We start from the raw sequence: 17,053 nt of genomic DNA, 5'->3' as shown, positions 1-17,053 counted from the left end.
TGCCTCGCTCCTGCCCGGGAATTCGATTGCTCGACGCTGCCGTGCGTTATCGGTCCATGGACGACCATCGCGCGAGCGAAGCCTTGCGCACCCCTCGAGCGGCCGGGCTCGGGGACGTCGGACGATATCCGCCCCAGGGCGGAGATATGGCCGTGCAGCGCGCGGTAGATTATGTGTATCGGAGGGTTACATTACTCACAAGTAGGAGGCGACGATGCCCGTACCGGAAGCTGCGGTGTTCGAGCGTCTGCGGGCGTTCGCGTCCGTCGACGGTTCCCGTGACCACGCGAACAAAACCATCGCCGAGACGTTCACCGGGCGACCGCTGGGCGAGGTGCCGGTGGGTACCGCCGACGATGTGAGCGTCGCGTTCACCCGCGCCCGCGCCGCGCAGGCGGACTGGGCGAAACGCACGCCGAAGGAACGGGCGGCGGTGCTCGAACGCTTCCGCGACCTGATCATCAGCGAACGCGACTACCTGATGGACGTGATCCAGGCCGAAACCGGCAAGGCCCGGTGGGCGGCGCAGGAAGAAATCCTGGGCATGATGTTCGCGGCCCGCTACTTCTCGCGCGTGGCGCCGAAGCTGCTGGCGCCGCATTCGGTGCCGGGCGCGTTCCCGGTGCTGAACCGCGCGCAGGTGCGCACCCAGCCCAAGGGCGTGGTCGGCGTCATCGCGCCGTGGAACTATCCCATGGTGCTGTCGATCGGCGATGCGATCCCGGCGCTGCTGGCCGGCAACGCGGTCGTCGTCAAACCCGACAGCCAGACGCCGTACTCGTCACTGGCGAGCGTGGAGTTACTGCTGCGCGCGGGGCTGCCGCGCGATGTGCTGCAAGTGATTCCGGGCCCGGGCAGCGTGGTCGGCACCGCGATCGTCGACCAGTGCGACTACCTGATGTTCACCGGCTCCTCGGCCACCGGGCGCGAACTGGCCCAGCAGTGCGGCAAGCGGCTGATCGGATTCTCCGCCGAGCTCGGCGGTAAGAACCCGATGATCGTGACCCGCGGTGCGAATCTGGACAAGGTCGCCAAGGCGGCCGTGCGTGCATGCTTCTCCAACGCCGGCCAGCTGTGCATCTCGATCGAGCGGATCTATGTCGAGCAGTCGATCGCGGCGGAGTTCAGCGAGAAGTTCGTCAAGGCGGTCGGCGCCGCGAAACTCGGTGCGGCCTACGACTTCTCGACCGATATCGGTAGCCTGATCTCACCGGCGCAGCTCGAGACCGTCACCAAGCACGTCGCCGACGCCACGTCCAAGGGCGCCGAAATTCTGGGCGGCGGCAATGCGCGCCCCGATCTGGGTCCGCTGTTCTTCGAGCCGACCGTATTGAGCAAGGTCACCGACGAGATGGAATGCGGCCGCAACGAGACCTTCGGCCCGCTGGTCTCGATCTATCCGGTCGCCGATGTCGAGGAGGCCATCGCCCGCGCCAACGACACCGAATACGGGCTCAACGCCAGCGTGTGGGCGAGCAGCGCGTCCGAGGGCCAGGCCATCGCGGCCCGGCTGCGGACCGGAACCGTCTGTGTCGATGAGGGTTACGCACCGGCGTGGGGGAGCACCGGCGCACCGATGGGCGGAATGGGGATCTCCGGCGTCGGCCGCCGCCACGGCCCCGACGGACTGCTGAAGTTCACCGAACCGCAGACGGTGGTCGTCACCCGCGGAATGAATCTGGATGCGCCGCTGGGGATTCCGCAGTCGAAGTGGCAGGCGTTGCTGATGACGCTCGCGCGTAGCTTCCGCTACCTGCCCGGACGCTGAGCCCGGCCGGGCAGGTCACCGGTGCCCCGGTGACCGGCCCCGCGCGCACTCACTGGTTGAAGAAGATTCCGGTCAGATTCGCGTTCTTGATCGGAGTGTCGGCGTTGCGCTGGTTGGCGCACAGGAAATCCACCGCCGCCATGGTGGCGTCGACCTGGGTGCCGGCGGGCTCGTGATCGTTGTTCGTCTGCTGTTTCACGAATTTGGTGATCGTGACCCGCTTGGTGTCGGCGTCCTGTTTGACATAGTCGCTGCACGGGGTGTCACCACCCTTGTTGATCGCGCGCTGCACGTCCGAGCATCCACTCAGCAGGCCCGCGGTCACCGCGGTCGCTGCGATGGTGCCGAACAGCGCGGCGATGCTGCGATGGGCCCTGGATGTCATCTGGTCTCCTCGTCGAGGCCGCGTGCCGGGCCGATCCCGGCAATTCGACCGCAAGCCTAAGCGTTCACCGGCCGGAATACCCCGTCGTATCCGGCCGAATCGGACGGACCGCTACCCTACGGCGGTGCAGCTGTCTCGAACGGCCGATGCGGTGTCGTCGGTAACCGATAAATTGACGACGATATCCCCGCAGCCGCCGGTATGGGTGGTGCTGGCCACGGCAGCGGCGGCAGCGGCGGTGGTGCTCTACCGGCCGGTGTGGCGAGTACTGCGGACGTGTGTGACGATCGCCCACGAGATCGGCCACGCGGTCGTGGCGGTCTGCACAGGCCGTACCCTCAGCGGTATCCGCCTGCATTCCGACACGTCCGGAGTGACCGTATCCCGTGGCAAGCCACGAGGTTTCGGGATGGTGCTGACCACCCTGGCCGGCTATCCGGCTCCCTCGGCGGTGGGGCTGGGATTCGCGATCCTGCTCGGCACCGGACGCCAGACGATGATGCTGTGGATCCTCATCGCGGCGCTGGTGGTGTTGATCGTGGTGATCCGCAACGTGTTCGGCTTCCTCGCGGTGATCTGCGCGGGCGGGGCCGCCTTCGCCGTGTCCTGGTACGGGACTGCGGTGTGGCAGGGCGTCTTCGGCTATGTGGTCACATGGTTTTTGCTGTTCGGCGGCGTGCGCGCGGTGCTCGAACTGTGGCAGGTGTCGGTGCGCGGCGACGGATCCGACGCCGATCAGCTGGCCTGGCTCACCCGCATTCCGGCGCGGCTGTGGGTCGTCGTGTTCGGCCTGCTCACCGTCGCGGCCCTGGTCGTGGGGGCCGGTGAGCTGCTCGGAATTCAGCTCGGCGGCACGGCCGCCTGAGGGGTTTCGGGTAGCGCCGCACGTGCGGCGGCGGTCTCTGTGGTGCTGATGGTCTGCAGCAAAACGCTTCTGGCTGTGTTGATCTCGGCCGACCGCTGGTCGAGGACGCGCAGCTGAGCGCGGAGCGCGTCCAGGACGCCGGGACAGGGCAGTACCGCCGCCGCAGCGTCGGTGCAGGGAAGGATTCGGCGGATGACACGAGTCGGCAGGCCGGCCGCGAGCAGCGCCCGAATCCGCAGGACCGTCGTAGTGGCGCTCTCGTCATAGGTCCGATACCCGTTGGACCGGCGCTCGGACCGGAGCAGCCCCACCCGTTCGTAGTAGCGCAGGAGGCGTTCGCTGGTTCCGGTCCGCTTGGCCAGTTCTCCGATGAGCACCGTCTTTCCTCTCGCGCTTGACCTTCCAACAGTGTCAAGGAGCAACAGTGGGCCTGCTCTGCCGCATTCCAGCGGCCCACTCTTTCCGGGAGGACCCTTTTGATCATCGATGCCCACAGTCATGTCCACGACCCGGTCGAAAGCCACCTCGCCGCTCTGGACGACGCGGGAGTGGATCGGGCTGTGCTCTTCGGAACCAGACCGCATCCGGAACGGGCCGTCGATCTCGCATCATTACGCCGTGAGATGGGCGTCCTCGACAGCGCCCTGGCAGGCGGTGAGAACCGCCTCGACAGATATCGCACCGCCTGGGCAGAGCTTCATGAGACCCTGGCCGCGCACCCGAGCCGGTTCATCGGGTTCGGCTCCATACCGGTGGACCTGCCCGAGCAGGACATCGCGGCTCTGATCGACCGCGAGGTGGTGGGACGCGGACTGCGCGGCATCGGGGAACTTACACCTCCCGCGGGTGAGGCAGCCCGGATCGAGCCCGTGCTCGCCGCGGCGCACGACCACGGCGGGCTGCCGGTCGTGGTCCACGGATTTGCCCCGACCACCGGCGAAGACCTGCGCACGTTGTCCCGTCTCGCCGCGCGATACCCGGCGGTTCCGCTGGTGGTCAGCCAGCTCGGCGGGACGAACTGGATGGAGGCGATCGAACTCGTGCGGGACACACCGAGTATGTATGTGGAATTGTCCACAGCCAACATCATTTTCGCGGTGCGGCTGGCGATCCGCGAAATTCCGGAGCGAACGTTGTTCGGCTCGGATGCTCCCTACGGCGATCCGGTGCTCGCCCGCACAGCCGTAGAACGGGTCACCTCACCCGGCGAGGTGCGTGACTTGGTGCTCGGAGGAAACCTGGGAAAGCTCTTGGGCATTCTCTGAGACGCCCAGCCGCCCCGGCGACCGTGCGGGGCACCGACGAGGCGTCGGGCGGCCCGGCCTCTCGACGGCTCAACCCCCCTGAGCCTGGGCACGCCATTTCCGGGCTGCGGCCGAATCGCCCTGGCGCTCCAGCACTTCGGCGAGGCCGGCCATCGCGCGCGGGTCGCCCTGTTCGGCCGCCACGCGCCACCAGCGTTGCGCCTCGTCGAATTCGCGTGTCCGGTAACCGAGTACGCCCAGATCGTAGGCGGCTCCGGCATGTCCGAGTTCGGCCGCCTGCCGCCACAACCGCCGGGCCTGGTCGAGGTCGCCGCGAGTGTGCGCCTCCACGCCGAGGTGGTAGAGCGCGGACCGGAACCGGTCCTGATCGCCGGCGGCGTCGACGGTGGCCGTCACCGCGACGACCAATTCGCCGAAATCAGGTTCCCCGACGCCGGTGCTGCAGCGCAGCAGCATGGTCGCACCCGTGCCGCGTTCGATGACGAGGCCGTAGTTGCCCGTCCAGGATTCGACCGCGCCCGCGGCGGTCATCCAGACCGGGGTGAGGGTGTACGCGGCCTCCGGGCCGGTTCCCGACAGGCGTAGATCGATCCCCTCGGCGAGAGCATCGCTCCAGACATCGACGCCCGGCAACCTGCTCCCTCGCACCATCACATATCCGTCGATCACCGACAATCCGATGCCCAGGCCCAGCAGTCCCGGCGGCGGCGCTACAGCGCGCAGCGACAACCGCACCACCGTCGGTTCGGCACCCAGGCGCTGCGAGTACATCGGGTGGACCGTGGCACCGCGCCAACCGACCGGCTCGGTGCCCGGATATCGTTCGGCCAGGGGGCGATTCGCCTCACCGGTACCGGCCATCGCGCCGCCTTTCACCGCAGCCGCAGGGGGAATCGATGCACTGCCGCGCACACCGTAGTCCCTGCGGCCGGAAAATGGCGCCGAACCGGCGAGTTTCAGTCCTCGCTACCGCTGCGCTGCCCGACGAATGCCCGCACATCCGGATCCGCGGAGACGATGCGATCCACCTCGTCACCGCCGGTGCATTCGAACAGCCCGATGGTCACGTGCGTGCCGCGGCGGCCCAGCACCCGCCAGACGCCACCGCTGTCCTGCCAGCGGATCAGCGCGGCGACGGCGGGGGAGATCGGCGAATCCGGCACACCACCATTGTGACTGCCGGATCCGTCAGGCGAATTCGTGGTACAGCTCCGGCAGGAATCGGGCGAGATGGTTCATCTCCTGCCCGCAGTGCAACAGCAGATCGCGAGCGAGGTCGAGTCCAGGGAGGAGGTCGGCGGGGTCGGCGGCGGCACCGCGCTGCACCGCACGCGCGGTGTGCACCGGATCCAGGGTGTGGACTCCGTAGATGCGCAGGTAGAAGCGACTGCGCATCTCGCATCCACCGGTAACGGGGCGGACCTGATGGGCCAGCCAGCCCAGGTCGACGGGCGCGACGCTGCTTCCGACCCGGCCGAGCACCACGGTGTGATCGTCGGGAACGGTGAACCCGTAGGCGACCGGATCGTGGAAGGCGATGGCGAGTTGCTGCAATTCGGGGCCGATGAATTCGTCGACGTAGGAGATGTTGCCGACGTACCGCTGTCGGTCCGGCATCACCCCACCGGTTCGATCGGCCGCCACCTCCGCGTACATGTGCGCATCCGGATGCCACAGCTTGTACCGGGCGGATTCGACCAGATGCCACCCGAACCACCAGTCCCACATAGCGGCCGTCACGCGTGGCATCTCGGTCCGTACCGCCACCCAGACGATCCCGGAATCGGTTCGGCCGTAACCGGTTTCGATCGGCGAATAACCCGCGGGCCCCAGTTCTTCGATCAGCGCCGTAAAGGGCGGAATCCGGTCCGCAGGAGTGGGTGGGCCGGCATACGCCGCCGCGACGGCCGGCTGTGGCGGCACGGTGTGCTCGGCCATGAAATGTGCGTACGGCTCGGCGCTGTCCTGCGCGGAGTAGCCGCTATAGCGCGCGTTGTCGGGCCCGTCGGCGCGTGCGAGAGGCGATCGAACCACGGCGAACGCTCCCGCGCCGGCCGCCGCAAGGGTCAGCGCCCGTCGCCGCGACAGGGCCGTAAGTCTCACCATGCGAGGAGGCTACTGCCCGGAGAGCGGGGCGGATGCGCCGATGGTGGTATCTCCCAACAGGATCAGCCGACATCGCCGAGCTGCTCGGTCTTACGGCGGGCCGGTGATGAGGTCTCCCAGTAGCACCGCAGGCCGAGCCCACCGCGGGCCGTGCGCGTTCGCGATGCGAGGGGCCGCACGGCCCGCGAGGTACCGGCTACGGCGTGGAGTAGCCGATCAGGGCTCCGATCCCGGCGCCGATCGGGATGGTGACCAGGGCGCCGACACCACCCAGGAAGAAGCCCAGGACCGCACCGATTCCGGCGCCGACCAGGGCGCCGACACCCGCGTTGTACTGCTTGCGGGCGAGAGTGTCGGAGGCTTCGTCGATCGCCTGTGCGGTCCGCTCGGTGGCCGACTGCGGCATCAGCGTGAGGGTGCGGCCGGCATTCTCGATGCGCGGCGTGAGGCCGACCGTTCCCGAAGCCGTGCGCAGGCCGAGCGGCACCGAAACGACGGCACGGCCGGCGGCATCGGTGAGGGTGACCGAATCACCGGTGACGGTGAAGGATCCGGCGTCCACGGTGGTCGTCAGACCGGTGTGGTCGGCGGTCGGCGCGGTGACGAAGCCGACGCCCTGTTCGACACCGCGCACCGCGACCTCGGAGGCCGTGGCCGGTGCGGCCTGCACGACACCGGCGGCCACCGTGGTGGCGCCGACGGCCAGTAGCGCGGTAGCGGCGAATTTCTTGGCTCTCATGATCTTTCCCCACAATCCGTCGGCCCGGCCGGGCCGACATGTCCCCTGTGGCCGGATCTCGGCCGTCCTCATTCTTACCCAGATAGTGCGCCGGTGTTCGGTTTCCGATCGGTGGTGACCGAAACCGGCTCTCGCGCAACGCGTTTGCCTGCGATTCGCCCAAAATCCGCATCCCGATGGGCGGCGTGGGTAGCTGGGCGGATCCGCCCCGATTGCCGAACGGATGCCGCGGCTTTTCCACCCGCCGATGTAGACGCCCGCGCACTCTCCGGCCCGGAGTCGGCCGAGTCCGGAATCCGCTCGCCGGCCCGTACCGAGGACGCGGCTCGGCACCGCCCGACCGGCACGGGAAAGGCCGCGGAACTGCGCCGACGGCCGTGGCGCGACTCGGCGACCCGACCGCAGCAACCGTCGTTTCCGAATCCGCGGCCCGTATCGTCGACCGATGTGAGCGACGACGACGGTGCGACGCGCCCGCGATTGCGGCCCTCCGTGATCGGCGACCCCGCTGCGTTCGCCGTCCACGTCTGTACCCGGCTCCAGCGCGAGATCCCGGCATACCGCGGGATTGCCGCCGCCGACCTGGTGCCCTCGATCGCCGACGCGGTGGATCGTCTGATCAACGCCACCGCGGCCGACCGGCCACTCGACGAACGAGAGCTGGCGGACTTCCGCGCGTACGGCGCGCTGCGCGCCGAACTGGGTGTGCCGCTCGACGCGATGCTGCGCGGATGGCAGATCGTGGTGGGGGAGGTCATCGAACGCATCGGCGCCTCCGAGCACTGGGCGACCCGGCCGGGCGCGGCACTGATGTCAGTGCTCGCGGCCCTGCTGCGCGCCTCGGACGCGGCCACCGTCGCCTACAGTTCCGGCCATCGCGAGGCCGAAGCTCAGATCACCCGCGCCCTCGACACCCGGCGCGACGATATGGTGCGCGCGCTGGCCGAAGGTGCGCTGCCCGCCGGTGAGTTGCGCCGCCGGGCGCAATACGTCGGCCTGCGCCTCGACGGTGTGTACGCGGCCTTCCGCGCGATCACCGAGGAACCGGAGCACACCGAATGGGAGTTGCGGCAGCGGCCGGGTTTCCGTCCGCCGCGCGGTGTGGTCGCGATCCTGGAACGCGATGTGGTCGGCATCTGCGATCCGCGCGACGAGTCGGCCCCCTCGGCCGGAGTGTTTCTCGGCGTGGGACCCTCCTGTGCGCTCGAGCGGGTTCCGTATTCACTGCACATCGCCGGCCGGGTCGCCGAGACCGCGCGGCTGTTCGGCCGCCCGGGCCGCCACACCCTCACCGATCTGGGCGTCCTGCCGGCCGTCGTCGGTGACAGTGACGTGGGCAGCGCTCTGATGCATCGCTACATCACTCCAGTCGACGATGCCGAGGCAGGATCGATACTCGACACCGTCGACACGTATCTGGCGGCGGGCCTCAACGCCAGCGAAACCGGCCATCGGCTGTATCTGCACCACAACACGGTCCGCTATCGGTTGTCCCGGTTCGAGGAACTGACCGGGGCGTCGTTGAAGGATCCGCACGTGGCCCAGCAGGTGTGGTGGGCGCTGCGTTATCGGGAGCTGAATTCCGGCGGCGCGGAGGCCTGAGTGAGCGGTTGACAAGCCCGCGCGCCGAGATTTTGTGAACTGTTACGAAACTTCCCGGCCGCACCGGTGGTTGATCGATACAGGGAGGCGATGTGGCGACCGAGATCCGGGCACCACATCCCCGTATGTCCGTGCGACGCTCGAAAGGCAGAACCGGCATCATGACATTCGCCGATCCGTTCACCGCGGTTTTCGCCGACGCCGTGGAGATGGCCGTGCGCGCCCCCTCGGTGCACAACACCCAGCCGTGGCGGTGGTCATTGCACGAGGAGACCATCCACCTGCACGCCGACGAGTCCCGGCAGTTGACCGTGACCGATCCGGCCCAGCGCGCACTGCTGCTGAGCTGCGGCACGGCGCTGCACCACATGCGGGTGGCGCTGGCGATGCTCGGCTGGTCCGCGCAGGTCACCTATCTTCCCGACGACACCGATCCCGACCACCTCGCGGCGATCACCATGCGCCCGCGGACGCCGTCGGCGCGCGATATCGAACTCGCCGCCGCGATCGCCCACCGGCAGTCCGATCGCCGCCGCTACAGCGCCCGCCCGGTGCCGCAGGCCCTCGTGCGCGAGGTGTCCGCCGATGCCCGCGCCTACGGCGCCGCCGCACGGCAGGTGCCGCCGGAGCTGCGCCCGGAACTGGCCGACGCCGCCCGGGTGGCGGCCGTGCGTCACGCCGCCGACCCCGCGTATCTGCACGAACTGGCGGTCTGGAGCGGGCGGCACGGGACCGCCGACGGTGTCCCGGCCGCGAACACCCCAGCACCGCGTCCCGACGACGAGATCGCCAAGCGCCGGTTCGAGTCGCCGGAGCTGGCCGACCCGGCCACCGAACCCGAGGCCGCCGAATGGCTGGTGGTGTGCACGACCGGCGACGACCGCCTCGCGCGGCTGCGTGCGGGGGAGGCGGTGAGCGCTCTGCTGTTGTCGGCGACGACGCTGGGCCTGTCGTCGAGTCTGCAGTCCGAACCGCTGGCCCTGCCCGATCTGCGCGCCGAGATGCGCCGCCATGTGCTCTCCGAATGCGCGTATCCGCAGACGATGGTGCGAATGGGCTGGCTGCCGTCCGGCGCCGCACCGCTGCCGCATACGCCACGGCGGCCGGTCACCGAGGTGATCGCGGCCGCCGTCGCGTCCTGAACGACGCGCGTCAGAGGCCGGCGTCGGCGGCGATCTCGCGGGCGTGGGCGATGATGGCGTCGATGCGTTCGACGGTCGGCGTGCCCGCGGCGGCCTTGTTGCCCGGCGTATCGGCCGCGCGTCGCATCACACCCTCGGCGATGATCGCGAGCTTCCACAATCCGAGCACATGCCAGAAGGTCAGCGCGTCGCGGTCGCGGCCGGTCTCGTCGAGGTAGGCACGCGCCATTTCGGCTCGGTCCGGGAAACCCGGTAGCGCCGAGGCCGGGAAGTCACCCCCGAGGTCCTCGCCGGGCTCGACCCAGTAGGCGAGCAGACTCCCCATATCCGCGAGGGGATCGCCGAGGGTGGACAATTCCCAGTCCAAGGCGGCCACCACCGCGCCGTTCTCCCGCGAGGTGATCACGTTGCGCAGATGGAAATCACCGTGCACCAACGTCGTTTCCCGTTGCGGCGGAATCGATCCGGCGAGCCGGCGGGTGAGGTCCTCGAGGTCGGGCACCTCGCGGGTGCGTGACTGCTCCCACTGCCGCGACCACCGATTGAGCTGCCGCTGCGCATACGGTTTGTGACTGGCCAGATCCGCCAGCTCCACCGCCTCGAGATCGACCGCGTGGATCCGTGCCAGCGTGTGGGTCAGGGATCGGGCGATGGCCAGGCGTCGCTGCGGCGTCAGCGACTCCGCCACCTCCATGGTGTCCACGACCTGCCCGTCGACGTATTCCATCAGCACCACCGGTGCGTCGCAGACCGCGGAATCGGTTGTGACGGAGATGATTCCGGGCACCGGGACATCGGTACCGGCCAGCGCGGACATGATCCGCGACTCGCGCACCACATCGTGTGCGGAGGCCAGCAGCCGGCCGAGCGGCGGCCGCCGCAGCACCCAGCGGTGTCCGGCGTCGTCGCGTACCAGATAGGTGAGATTGGACTGGCCGAGCCCGATCCGGGTGAAGGCGGGGGCGCCGGTCAGCCCGATGCCCAGGCCGTCGATCCACCGTGTGATGGCCGCGGGGTCGATTCCGCGGGGCTGTTCCGGCGTGCCGGTCACGGTGCCGTCCGGAATGCCGCCGGGTGGCCGAGACGCTGCCCGCCGTCGACGACCATCACCTCACCGGTGATCCAGCGCGCGGCGTCGGAGACCAGGAACGCGATGGCCGAGCCGATATCGTCGGGTTCGCCTATTCGGTCCAGTGCGGTCGCGCCGGCGACCAGATTCTCGTGTTCCCGCCACAGCGCCTCGGCGAGTTTGGTCCGCACCACGCCGGGCGCGACGGCGTTGACCCGGACCCGCGGGGACAGCTCCAGCGCCATCTGCTTGGTGAGATGGATGAGCGCCGCCTTGGAGGCGTTGTACAGGCCGAGGTTCGCCTCGAAACCCATACCGCCGATCGAGGCGGTGTTCACGACCGCGCCGCCGTGTTCACCCATCCACGCCTTGGTCGCCAGCGACGTCCACAGGATCGGCGCCCACAGGTTGACGTCGAAGATCTTGGCGAACCGGCCGTGGTCCTGATCGATCACCGGGCCGAACGCCGGATTGGTGCCCGCGTTGTTGACCAGGATGTCGACGCTGCCGAACCGCTCGAGGGTGCGGTCGACGCAGGCGCGCGCGGCATCCTCGTCGACGGCGTGCGCGGCGATACCGAGGGCGTTGCCCTGCACCTGCGCGGCCGCGGCGTCGGCCGATTCCTGATCCCGCGAGGTCAGCACCACGTTGGCCCCGGCCGCGGCCAAGGCCTGCGCGGTCGCGAGGCCGATGCCGCGCGAGGCGCCGGTGACGATCGCGGTGCGGCCGGTCAGATCCGCGTTCGGCATATCAGTTGTCCGCCTTCACATCTCGATACTTGCGCAGTTCCTGCCGGGCCAGCGTCCGCTTGTGCACCTCGTCGGGCCCGTCGGCCAGCCGCAGCGTGCGCAGATGCGCCCAGGCCATGGCCAGCGGGAAGTCGTCGGTGACACCGGCGCCGCCGTGGACCTGAATGGCCCGGTCGACGATCTTCAAGGCGATATTCGGCGCGGCTACCTTGATCGCGGCGATCTCGGTGCGGGCCTCCTTGTTGCCGACGGTGTCCATCAGATACGCCGCCTTCAACGTCAGCAGCCGGATCATCTCGATATCGATGCGCGCCTCGGCGATCCAGTCCTGGATATTGGCGTTGGCGGCGATCGGCTTGCCGAAGGTGACGCGCGTACTCGCGCGCCGGCACATCAGTTCCAGTGCGCGCTCGGCCATTCCAATGGCCCGCATGCAGTGGTGGATGCGGCCGGGGCCGAGCCGGGCCTGGCTGATCGCGAAGCCCTCACCCTCTCCCTTCAGCACGTCCTTCAGCGGTACCCGCACATTCTGGAAATCGATCTCGGCGTGACCCTCGCGGTCCTGATAACCGAAGACCGGCAGGCCGCGCATGACGGTCACGCCCGGCGCGTCGATGGGGACCACCATCATCGACTGCTGGCGGTGCGGCGCGGCGTCGGGATCGGTCTTGCCCATCACGATCAGCACGGTGCAGTTCGGGTGCAAGGCGTTGGAGGCGAACCACTTACGGCCGTTGAGAACGTACTCGTCGCCGTCGCGCACCATCGACAGTTCCACATTGGTGGCGTCGGAACTGGCGACCGCGGGTTCGGTCATCGCGAACGCCGAGCGGATCGTGCCCGCCAGCAACGGCTTCAGGTACTTCTCCTTGTGCTCGTCGGTGCCGAAGAGCGTGAAGACCTCCATATTTCCCGTATCCGGGGCATTGCAGTTGCACGCCTCCGGCGCCAGATGGCTGCGGCCCATGATCTCGGCCAGCGGTGCGTACTCGAGATTGGTCAGCCCCGGACCCCATTCCGGGTAGGGGTGGAACAGATTCCACAGACCGCGCCGCTGCGCCTCGGCCTTGAGCTCTTCGAGGATCGGCGGCTGGAAGTGCGGATCACCGGCGGCGCGCATCTGCTCGTCGTAGACGGCCTCGGCGGGGTAGACGTGCGAATCCATGAACTCCAGCAGCTGAGCGCGATATTTCTCGGCCCGCTCGGAGATGTCGAACATCGACATGTGCTCTCCTGATCGTTGTGAAATCTGTGGTGATGGTTCAGTTCTCGTCGAGCAGGCTGCGCTGGTAACGGCGCATGCCGGCCAGCCAGCGGTCGTAGTCGGCCCCCTTGCGCCGATACATCTCGAGCACACTCGGATGCGGCAGGATCAAGAACTGCTCGGTGTCGATCGCGGCCAGCACCTCGTCGGCGACCTGCGCGGGTTCGAGCACATCGCCGGCGGCGGTCACCGCCCGGGTGGAGGCCGCGCCGAGCCGGTCGCCGGAGTCGCGCCCGGCGTACAGCAGGGCCGTGTCGACCCCCATGGGACACAGGCAGCTGACCCGAATTCCCTTGTCGCCGTAAGTGACCGACAACCATTCGGCGAAGCCGACGGCGGCGTGCTTGGTGACCGAGTAGGTGGCCGAGCCGATCTGGGTGAGAAGTCCGGCCGCGGAGGCTGTGCTGACGAAATACCCTTCGCCGCGCTCGAGCCACTTCGGCACCAGCTGCGTGGCGGCGCGGATGTGCGCGCGCACGTTCACGTCGAAGGACCGGTCCCAGTCGGCCTCGGCGACGTCGAGCCCGGCCGCACCGGCGATGCCGGCGTTCGCGAAGTACAGGTCGACCGGGCCGAAGGTGTTCTCCGCCAGGGCGATGAGGCCGGCGATCGCCTCCGGGTCGCTGACGTCGGCCCCGGCGCTCACGCAGGCACCGGGATGGTCGGCGGCCACCGCGTCGGCGACGTTCTTCGCGGCGGCCTCGTCGATGTCGGCGACGACGACTCGCGCGCCCGCGGCGGCAAGGCGTGCGGCGAGAGCGCCACCGATGCCGCCTCCGCCACCGGTCACGATGGCCACTTTCTGCGCAACCTGCACTGCGGTACCCCTGTCCGTGTCCGTGATGTCACCTCACCGTAGTTGAGGTTGACGTCAAGTTCAATTTCGGGTGTGCGTGCGGGCCGCACTCCGCTGTTGTAGCAGGTCTGCGCCGCGCCGGAGGGCGAAACGGCGAGTCAGGACTTGGCCGGTATGCGCAGGGCGTTGACCCACAACCGGGTCGCGGTGAAGGTCAGCTCGTCCAGGTCGACCGGGCGATCGGTGTCGTCACCGGCCACGAAATGCCCGAAGGCCAGGCGGCTCACCATGCCGGAGAGAGCACGCGAGGCGAGCAGCGGATCCAGCTCGGGATCTGCCAGTCCACGACGTTGCAGCGATTCGATACTGCGAGCGTTGCGGTCGATGAACGCCTCGGCGCGGCGCTGGCGCAGCACCCGGAATTCGGGGTCGATATTGGCGACCTGTTCCAGCAGGCCCATCAGTTTGGCATTGCGCTGATAGGCCTCGAAATAGGCGCGATTGCTCGCGGCCACGACCGCGGCCGGATCGTCGGCCTCGGGCACATGCGGCATCCCCGGGTGCATCATGTCCTCCTGGGCGACCTCCAGGACGGCCGCGAAGATCTCCTCCTTGCTGGAGAAATAGGTGTAGAAGGTGCCGGAGGAGCAGTGCGCCTCGGTCGTGATGTCGACCAGCCGGGTGTCGAGATAGCCGCTGGTCTCGAAGACGCGGCGCGCGGCGGCGATCAGCGCCGAGCGGGTACGCAACCCGCGCTCGGTGGTGGGCAATTCGCGCAGCAGGGAAGTCCGGGCCATCGACGGCGCTGTGTCCGTGCTGCGACCGTCTTCGCCGAACTTTCCCATGCAGCAGTTATAGCCGACGCGGCCGATTCGATCGCAGGCACCGCTCACCTGTTTCGCCGGACCACCACGTGGGCGAGGGTTTCGAGATCACCTCGGGCCACGCCGGGCGGCAGGCCGGCGAGTGCGGAACGCAACGCGCGGTCGGCGTAATCGCGGGTGAGTTCGCGGCCACCGGCGGCGGCGACGAGTTCGGCCGCACGCGCAACGTCGGCTGTCGTCATCGGCCGTGGCTCGCTGTAGAGCCGCGCCAACTCGTGGCCCGCGTCGGTGCCGGAGGCCAACGCGCACACCACCGGAAACGACCGCTTCCGGGCGGCCAGGTCGCTGAGCGCGGGTTTACCGGTCACCGCAGGCTCGCCCCAGATGTCGATGGCGTCGTCGACCAGTTGGAACGCCACGCCCAAATTGCGGCCGAAGGTGTTGAACGCGGCCACCGTCCGCGAATCCGCACCTGCGCACAACGCGCCCAGAGCGCACGAACATCCCAGGAGCACAGCGGTTTTGCCCGCCGCCATGGACAGATAGTCCTCGACGCTCACATCCGGCCGGGTTTCGAAATCGCAGTCCTGATATTGGCCGTGACACAGCGTCGCGGCGGTGCGGGCCAGCCGGATCACCGCGGCGGCGCCGGCCTCCTCCGGCACTCCACCGTCGGAGAGCACGGCGAACGACAAGGCCTGCAACGCGTCTCCGAGCAGCGTGGCGTTCGTGGTACCCCACACCCGCCAGACCGTGGGCCGGCCGTGACGCAGCGGATCGGCGTCCATCACGTCGTCGTGCACGAGGGAGAAGTTGTGCAGCAGTTCGACCGCGGCGCCGGCGTGGACGGCATCGGCGGCCGGGGCGCCGCAGGCGGCCGCGGCAGCGAGAGTCAGTGCCGGGCGCAGACACTTGCCGTGCGCACCGGTACGCAGATTGCCCTCGGCGTCGCACCAGCCGAAGTGATACCCCGCCATCCGGTCCAGGGGGTGACCGAGCGTCGCGACGGCGGCCCGCAGGACCGGCGCGATCGCCGTGCGGGCATCGGCAAGCAGAGTGCCCGCAGAGCGCGTGCCGGGTGTGGCATCGGTGGTGGCGCGTGGACGGCGCCCGGGTTCGCGCGGGAGTGCGCAGTCCTTGCGGTCCGCTGCGGGAAGGCGTTGTTCCGGAGGGGAGGTGGTGGGTTTGGATGATCGCATTACCGGCCCCGCTCGCTAGGGCACAGCCGCCGCGCCCGCTCCGCGTCGCGGTCGGCGGTGCGTGAAGTATTCATCGTCGCACCGGAACCCGCGGGCCGGGCGGTGGCCCGGGTTGCGTTTGCGCAACGCCCGCGGGTTCGCCGTCAGGTCAGGGGTGCGCCGTGTTCGAGTGCCTCGCGCGGTGCACTGGTGTAGCGCGCGGCCTGATAGTGGTAGTCGAAGTTGGCTCGGACGTATCGGGTGTAACAGGTTGCGGTGCTGAGGATATCGGCGCGCTCGCGGCCGGACAGTCCTGCCGCGTCGAGTTCGGCGGGCAGCGCATCGATGCCCGTCAGCATCCGGCGCACACATCCGGTCAGCATCCGGTCGACCACCTCGACCGCCTGTTTCCGGTCGAGGCCCTGCTGCCGTTCGGCCAGCAGCACCGAGTTGTACAGATACTTCGAGGCCTCGTCGGAGTCGATGGACAGGATGTCGTTGAACAGTCCCATATGTTCGACCGACGCCTCCCGTATCGCACGAAACGCCGGCAGGCCACGCGCCGCCGCGCACAGGTCGACGCCCTCCGCGATCTCGCTGATATCGAGAAATACGTACAGTGCCACGGAATCGCGCCGGTGGGCCCGATAGTCGTCCAGATCGGGATAGCGATCGGTGAGCCGCCCGATGCTCTCGGTGTGGTAAGTCCACAGCCACGCCGAGAGTTCGGTGCGCACGGCATGGCGCCACTGGCTGGACCGTCCGGCGCACAGTTCGCGCCAGAGTTCGGCGAAGGCCGCCGCGAGCACACCGAGCGGTCGCGCACCGTCTTCGAACACCTCCTCCAGTTCGGTGATGGTCGCCAAGGTCCGTGCCGGGTCGGGGATTTCGATGTCGAACTGATCGTCGACGATGAAAGCCCATGCGGTGAATCTGCTCAGCAATCCCAGCGCGTCCGCATCGGCATACGGGCACCACAGCGCGTACATGCGAGCCGGCCGGGTCCGGCGCATGCGCCGCCGAGTCGGCTCCGAGGGAACCAGATCACAACGTTCGAGCCAGGCCCACATGGCCTGCTCGGCCTCCGATTCGGCGGGATTGGCCCCCTCCGAATCGAACGGCATGAAGAACTCAGTTACATGCATCGAAACCGCCTATCTCCCAAGCAGTTTAACGCGACTGCGGCAATCCGGGCATTCGGTTTGCGATATCGAGCCGAACCCGTAGGGCGACAAGGCGAAGTGCCACAACGGATTCGGTTCGATATCGCTCGTGCCGGCGGACCTCGTCGCGGATCGACG

18 protein-coding genes are annotated in these 17,053 nt (G+C 68.6%); 5 read left to right on the top strand and 13 right to left on the bottom strand.

What is annotated here, in order from left to right; genetic code table 11:
• Nucleotides 1–214: 214 nt before the first annotated feature.
• A complete protein-coding gene (locus NA3_RS16040; RefSeq protein WP_062964410.1) occupies nt 215–1,768 on the top strand; it encodes a succinic semialdehyde dehydrogenase in 1,554 nt (517 codons plus the stop codon).
• 49 nt (nt 1,769–1,817) lie between these two features.
• Here the strand turns inward: NA3_RS16040 and NA3_RS16035 are convergent, their stop codons facing one another.
• Complete coding sequence (locus NA3_RS16035) at nt 1,818–2,153, bottom strand: hypothetical protein (protein WP_062964409.1); 336 nt, start codon at nt 2,151–2,153, stop codon at nt 1,818–1,820.
• A gap of 124 nt (nt 2,154–2,277) precedes the next feature.
• Between NA3_RS16035 and NA3_RS16030 the strand changes: the two genes are divergently transcribed.
• Nucleotides 2,278–3,018, top strand: a complete 741-nt coding sequence (locus tag NA3_RS16030; RefSeq protein WP_218021831.1) for a M50 family metallopeptidase — start codon at nt 2,278–2,280, stop codon at nt 3,016–3,018.
• On the opposite strand, the gene NA3_RS16025 is transcribed toward NA3_RS16030, so the two are convergent.
• Nucleotides 2,994–3,395: a MerR family transcriptional regulator gene (locus NA3_RS16025; RefSeq protein ID WP_062964408.1), complete on the bottom strand. Its 402-nt coding sequence runs from the start codon at nt 3,393–3,395 to the stop codon at nt 2,994–2,996. The genes NA3_RS16030 and NA3_RS16025 overlap by 25 nt on opposite strands.
• A gap of 99 nt (nt 3,396–3,494) precedes the next feature.
• Between NA3_RS16025 and NA3_RS16020 the strand changes: the two genes are divergently transcribed.
• Nucleotides 3,495–4,283, top strand: coding sequence for an amidohydrolase family protein (locus tag NA3_RS16020; protein ID WP_062964407.1), 789 nt, complete (start codon nt 3,495–3,497; stop codon nt 4,281–4,283).
• A gap of 69 nt (nt 4,284–4,352) precedes the next feature.
• Here NA3_RS16020 and NA3_RS16015 read toward each other — a convergent pair whose 3' ends face one another.
• The 4 genes from NA3_RS16015 to NA3_RS16000 form a co-directional block, all read right to left on the bottom strand.
• Nucleotides 4,353–5,144: a tetratricopeptide repeat protein gene (locus NA3_RS16015; protein ID WP_062964406.1), complete on the bottom strand. Its 792-nt coding sequence runs from the start codon at nt 5,142–5,144 to the stop codon at nt 4,353–4,355.
• A 95-nt stretch (nt 5,145–5,239) separates the two neighbouring features.
• Nucleotides 5,240–5,446 (bottom strand): hypothetical protein, encoded by a 207-nt coding sequence (locus tag NA3_RS16010; protein ID WP_062964405.1) that lies wholly within the window; start codon nt 5,444–5,446, stop codon nt 5,240–5,242.
• A 25-nt stretch (nt 5,447–5,471) separates the two neighbouring features.
• The gene (locus NA3_RS16005) at nt 5,472–6,389 is read right to left on the bottom strand and encodes a DAPG hydrolase family protein (protein ID WP_062964404.1); all 918 of its coding nucleotides are present in this window, start codon (nt 6,387–6,389) and stop codon (nt 5,472–5,474) included.
• A 196-nt stretch (nt 6,390–6,585) separates the two neighbouring features.
• On the bottom strand, nt 6,586–7,128 hold the full coding sequence (locus NA3_RS16000; RefSeq protein WP_062964403.1) for a DUF8020 domain-containing protein: 543 nt from the start codon (nt 7,126–7,128) through the stop codon (nt 6,586–6,588).
• 447 nt (nt 7,129–7,575) lie between these two features.
• Here NA3_RS16000 and NA3_RS39145 point away from each other — a divergent pair, with 447 nt between their 5' ends.
• On the top strand, nt 7,576–8,730 hold the full coding sequence (locus tag NA3_RS39145; RefSeq protein WP_062964402.1) for a PucR family transcriptional regulator: 1,155 nt from the start codon (nt 7,576–7,578) through the stop codon (nt 8,728–8,730).
• 161 nt (nt 8,731–8,891) lie between these two features.
• The gene (locus NA3_RS15990) at nt 8,892–9,872 is read left to right on the top strand and encodes an Acg family FMN-binding oxidoreductase (protein WP_062964625.1); all 981 of its coding nucleotides are present in this window, start codon (nt 8,892–8,894) and stop codon (nt 9,870–9,872) included.
• Between the two features lie 10 nt (nt 9,873–9,882).
• Here the strand turns inward: NA3_RS15990 and NA3_RS15985 are convergent, their stop codons facing one another.
• The 7 genes from NA3_RS15985 to NA3_RS15955 all read right to left on the bottom strand — a co-directional run bounded on the left by NA3_RS15985 (nt 9,883) and on the right by NA3_RS15955 (nt 16,897).
• The gene (locus NA3_RS15985; protein WP_062964401.1) at nt 9,883–10,923 is read right to left on the bottom strand and encodes a phosphotransferase family protein; all 1,041 of its coding nucleotides are present in this window, start codon (nt 10,921–10,923) and stop codon (nt 9,883–9,885) included.
• Nucleotides 10,920–11,690 (bottom strand): SDR family oxidoreductase, encoded by a 771-nt coding sequence (locus NA3_RS15980; protein ID WP_062964400.1) that lies wholly within the window; start codon nt 11,688–11,690, stop codon nt 10,920–10,922. The genes NA3_RS15985 and NA3_RS15980 overlap by 4 nt, the downstream gene beginning before the upstream one ends.
• Nucleotide 11,691: 1 nt before the next feature.
• Nucleotides 11,692–12,915, bottom strand: coding sequence for an acyl-CoA dehydrogenase family protein (locus NA3_RS15975; RefSeq protein WP_062964399.1), 1,224 nt, complete (start codon nt 12,913–12,915; stop codon nt 11,692–11,694).
• A gap of 37 nt (nt 12,916–12,952) precedes the next feature.
• A complete protein-coding gene (locus NA3_RS15970) occupies nt 12,953–13,771 on the bottom strand; it encodes an SDR family oxidoreductase (protein WP_062964398.1) in 819 nt (272 codons plus the stop codon).
• Between the two features lie 137 nt (nt 13,772–13,908).
• Nucleotides 13,909–14,547 (bottom strand): TetR/AcrR family transcriptional regulator, encoded by a 639-nt coding sequence (locus NA3_RS15965; RefSeq protein WP_084491616.1) that lies wholly within the window; start codon nt 14,545–14,547, stop codon nt 13,909–13,911.
• A 92-nt stretch (nt 14,548–14,639) separates the two neighbouring features.
• On the bottom strand, nt 14,640–15,773 hold the full coding sequence (locus tag NA3_RS15960; protein WP_084491594.1) for a polyprenyl synthetase family protein: 1,134 nt from the start codon (nt 15,771–15,773) through the stop codon (nt 14,640–14,642).
• 143 nt (nt 15,774–15,916) lie between these two features.
• On the bottom strand, nt 15,917–16,897 hold the full coding sequence (locus NA3_RS15955) for a terpene synthase family protein (RefSeq protein ID WP_063917526.1): 981 nt from the start codon (nt 16,895–16,897) through the stop codon (nt 15,917–15,919).
• Nucleotides 16,898–17,053 lie beyond the last annotated feature (156 nt).

This window comes from Nocardia africana NBRC 100379 (assembly GCF_001612635.1).
Taxonomy (GTDB): Bacteria; Actinomycetota; Actinomycetes; order Mycobacteriales; family Mycobacteriaceae; genus Nocardia; species Nocardia africana.
The sequence above is the reverse complement of the archived record's forward strand: the minus strand, read 5'-3'. Positions and strand labels throughout refer to the sequence as shown.